This window comes from Serratia oryzae (assembly GCF_001976145.1).
Lineage (GTDB): Bacteria > Pseudomonadota > Gammaproteobacteria > Enterobacterales > Enterobacteriaceae > Chania > Chania oryzae.
Genome location: NZ_MOXD01000032.1, coordinates 1 through 3,530, shown reverse-complemented (window position 1 = coordinate 3,530; position 3,530 = coordinate 1). Strand labels below are relative to the sequence as shown.

The following is a 3,530-nucleotide window of genomic DNA, read 5'->3' as shown; positions in this document are numbered from 1 at the left end:
GAGAGCAGGAGCCTATGTGGGTTCAATGTACATCGCGGGTGGTGTGAGTGCTGTAGTCGCATCAGGTGCACTGACGAAGCAGTTCGGGAAGGATGTTGCGCTCAACAATAAAGGTTCGGCTTCAGGGACAACAAGTTCACTTGTTAAGAACGCAGATGGGATTTATGAAGTAAAAATAAACTCAACGCCTCTGGAAGGCCATGACCGACTTAATACACCGGATCTGGGGGGCAATGGTAAGCTAAAACCGGCTGAAGCCGCATCTGCAGCACAATTAGAGTCTACTCTCGGTACAATGGAGCGTTATACACCTTCGCCTGGAGCAAAATCAGGAACTTCACCTGATTTTGTGATTACGTCAGGCCCAAATAAAGGTAAAACTGTCGATGCCATGTATACGACTGATAAACTGTCACAGAAAGAAATAGACGGATTAAATAAGTTTTATGAGAAAAACATGAGTACTGGTAGTGGAAGAGATGTTATCCAAGATCATTTGCAAAAAGCTGACTTTGTGCCTGTTGACTTTAGAGTGCTAACGCCTGCTAACCAAAAAATCTTCATGGATTATATAAAAACACTGCCTAAAGTACAGCAAGACAAAATTATCATTATGAGGTGATGGTATGGGGGCGAGTTTATTTATCGGTTGGAATGATAATGGACAAAGAGAAAGTAATTTTCAAAGAACCGGAGGCTTTGTTAACGGGAGTTATTGGGATGCCTTTGGGGATCTGCTAGATGCTGTTTTTTTGCCCGAGCACCCTAAGCTGCATGAGGTGATAAAATCTGAGGAAGGTGAATATCTAAAGTTTTATTCATTTGTTGAGTTAGATAAAGAGGACTTTAACAAAGCAGTTAAATTAATCAGGGACTATCTTGTGAAACAACAAACCCCAACCGAATGGCAAAAGATGGCAGAATTGGTGTGGGAGGAAGTTGCAGAGCCTTATATTATCCAAGATGAACGTTATCAGCCTGATTAATAGGCAAATAAAACCCCAGTTTCAACTGGGGTTCCAACATTTAAGCCCCAAACCGTCCCTCTTCTCGCCGCTGCAACCGTATCACACCGGGTGCAGCGGTCACTTCCAGTTGTTCAGCGCTGGTAATGTCGGACTCGGTGAGCGGTAATGGCAGCGGCTGACGCCGCTGCTATGATGTGGGTGCAGTTGCTCTTTAACAGGTTGGGGAAAATGGCGTGACGGGCGTAAAAGTCGCGTCGGGGCAAAAAGTTGCCGGTGTGAGAATGCACTGGCAAAAGGGATTGTAACTGGCTGACTGCACAGGGGAAAAGTGGTTGCGGCGGTCAACTTCACGACGGAAGAAGTTGTTGTGGAGAATAACTATCTGAGCAGCACGGAGAAGAGCCGCCAGACATATCTCAACAACAAACAGAACCTGACACCAGAAGAACAGAAAGATAAGGAGGCGTTAAATCGCAAGGATCTGGAAAGTGATCTGGCTGCTTACGCGGCCTGCAGTGGCAAAGGTGGTGACTGTCAGGCAGAAAGAGAGAAAGCGAAGGCCGCGCAAGATACCTACTTCAACCAGACTTACCAGAACCCGAAAGAGGCTCAGGCAGGTTATCAGCAGATAATGAACTTGCTGAACTCTACAGACCCGAATGCGAAGGAAGTGTTCAACGTTCTGGAAGGGTATACGCAGGCGTTTATGACCTTCGGTTACACAGAGGAAGAAGCCAGAGCGAGAGCAGGAGCCTATGTGGGTTCAATGTACATCGCGGGTGGTGTGAGTGCTGTAGTCGCATCTGGAGCACTGACGAAACAGTTTGGAAAGGATGTTGCGCTGGGTGCGAAACCTGGAAACTCGACGGCAAAACCTATAGAAAATGCACCAAACTCATCTGAAACTTATTTTCGGGTTGAAGGTGGCGGAAATGGCACACAAACAAGCCAGAATAGAATTAATGTGAACTCTGACGGAAGTGTAACAATTAACTCGGGTTGTAGTGGGCAATTGTGTGTTAGCACTAATGGACCAAATCATGCTGCTTATTATCTGACCAATAGAAGGCAAGATGGTAGCGTAGTCGTATTTGAAGTCGATGCGGCTCTCCATAAACAAATAATGGATGCAGCAGTACCTCAAAGGCCAATTCCTGGGGTACCGAAAGATCCGGATGCTCCTAAGATTGTTGATCCTACAAAAGGTCAACCTAGCGTTTCGCTTGAACTACCTAAGGTGTGGGATAGGCTGATAGAGCAAAACTCATCAAAAGCTCGCGTATTAACAAAAGAGGAATTTCTGAATGAATTTAACAAATGATTATCAGAATTTACTCGATGCTATTTTTAATGGTGATAAAGATATAGCTATCTTTGTTGTGGATGGCATTCATTATTATGTTGTTGATAATAAGGATAATTACTGCATCGATGTTAGGCCGGAATATAAGGCGTATATAGCTAAAGGATGGATGAAAGAGTCTCTGTATGATGAGGCAGTAAGTTCATTCAGAAATGGAGTTCCTGTATTATCTAAGGATAGCTTTAAAGATTATATAACCAAAAATGATGTTACTATTTATACAGTTGACTGGATGAGATCATTCTTCACATTGGGCAGATCTGACGAGCAGCTTGTCAGTTTTTATGATTATGTTGAGCGATTTTTATCTACATTAACAGACCCAGTATCAGTTGAGTGGGATAGCTGGAGAATGCGGCTACCTAAGTTTTATATCAATTTTGACAAAAAAATATATCGCCATACTGATTGGGATAGAAGTCACGAAACGTCTGTACCTTCTGATTGGAACGCTCAAGCAAATAGTGATTTTGGCTTGTTAGTACCAGACAAAGAGCAATACTGGCTTATTAATGGCATGAATTTTTGGAAATTACAGATGTAAATGGTGAAATCCCGGTCTCAGTGCCGGGATTACTTTGTGAGTCAGCCAGTTATCCTTCAGCCGCCAGCCGGATGATCAACTGCCCTGGCTCAGTGATCACTTCGATCCTCTGCCCAGTGGTAAATCCCAGTGCTCCCAGCCAACGACCCTTGAGGGTGAGCTGAGGCAGCGGGTTCGGCCTGCCGCCGTTGGTGCGGTAACCGACCACGCTCTTGCGCGCTTGGGGTGCGGCGGGTTGTGACGTAGAATCTGCTCTAGCCATGGTAACTACCTCGTATAGTTGCTTGTGGTGAGCGGGTTGTCGGTGTTCCACCACCGTCAACCTGCGTTAAAAACCCTGTCTGTTAGCTGCCTGTCTCCTGTTGCTGCGCCTGTGCAATCACCGCATCCAGTATCTCAGCCACCATCTTCTGCCGGGCCTTCGGTAGCTGGCTGATCACCTCAATCTGCTGTTCCAGCGTAAGCGTCCGGCGAACTCATATTGTTAACAAAACTCTGCTGCCACATGCTGCCTTCATTCAATACAATGAACCTGAGGCAAAATATGACAAAACAGTATTCTCACAGTGAACGGCAACAACATCTCAACGCCTGGCAACAGAGTGGATTGTCTAAAAAGCATTATTGCCGACTGCATGACCTGAACCCGGCCACC

General features: G+C 45.5%; 6 protein-coding genes and 1 pseudogene. 5 read left to right on the top strand and 2 right to left on the bottom strand.

Annotated features, from left to right (window positions below):
- The 4 genes from BMI79_RS22710 to BMI79_RS22695 form a co-directional block, all read left to right on the top strand.
- Positions 1-622, top strand: a 622-nt coding sequence (locus BMI79_RS22710) for a hypothetical protein (protein ID WP_158069134.1), incomplete at its 5' end; no start/stop codon positions are given.
- 4 nt (positions 623-626) lie between these two features.
- Positions 627-986 (top strand): hypothetical protein, encoded by a 360-nt coding sequence (locus tag BMI79_RS22705; protein ID WP_076944400.1) that lies wholly within the window; start codon positions 627-629, stop codon positions 984-986.
- 349 nt (positions 987-1,335) lie between these two features.
- Positions 1,336-2,289 (top strand): hypothetical protein, encoded by a 954-nt coding sequence (locus BMI79_RS22700; protein WP_208611226.1) that lies wholly within the window; start codon positions 1,336-1,338, stop codon positions 2,287-2,289.
- The gene (locus BMI79_RS22695) at positions 2,273-2,875 is read left to right on the top strand and encodes a hypothetical protein (protein WP_076944399.1); all 603 of its coding nucleotides are present in this window, start codon (positions 2,273-2,275) and stop codon (positions 2,873-2,875) included. Before BMI79_RS22700 ends, BMI79_RS22695 begins: the two co-directional genes overlap by 17 nt.
- A gap of 49 nt (positions 2,876-2,924) precedes the next feature.
- Here BMI79_RS22695 and BMI79_RS22690 read toward each other — a convergent pair whose 3' ends face one another.
- A complete protein-coding gene (locus tag BMI79_RS22690) occupies positions 2,925-3,137 on the bottom strand; it encodes a SymE family type I addiction module toxin (RefSeq protein WP_076944402.1) in 213 nt (70 codons plus the stop codon).
- An 82-nt stretch (positions 3,138-3,219) separates the two neighbouring features.
- Positions 3,220-3,333 (bottom strand): annotated as a pseudogene (locus tag BMI79_RS24145) (transcriptional regulator); the annotation flags it as partial.
- 47 nt (positions 3,334-3,380) lie between these two features.
- Here BMI79_RS24145 and tnpA point away from each other — a divergent pair.
- Positions 3,381-3,530: IS66 family insertion sequence element accessory protein TnpA (gene tnpA / locus BMI79_RS24675; RefSeq protein ID WP_425272374.1), on the top strand; the 150-nt coding region annotated here is incomplete at its 3' end.

Bases quoted from the DNA above. Each gene is read 5' to 3' on its own strand.
- BMI79_RS22705 (WP_076944400.1), top strand. From the start codon at position 627: ATGGGGGCGAGTTTATTTATCGGTTGGAATGATAATGGACAAAGAGAA.
- BMI79_RS22695 (WP_076944399.1), top strand. From the start codon at position 2,273: ATGAATTTAACAAATGATTATCAGAATTTACTCGATGCTATTTTTAAT.
- BMI79_RS22690 (WP_076944402.1), bottom strand. From the start codon at position 3,137: ATGGCTAGAGCAGATTCTACGTCACAACCCGCCGCACCCCAAGCGCGC.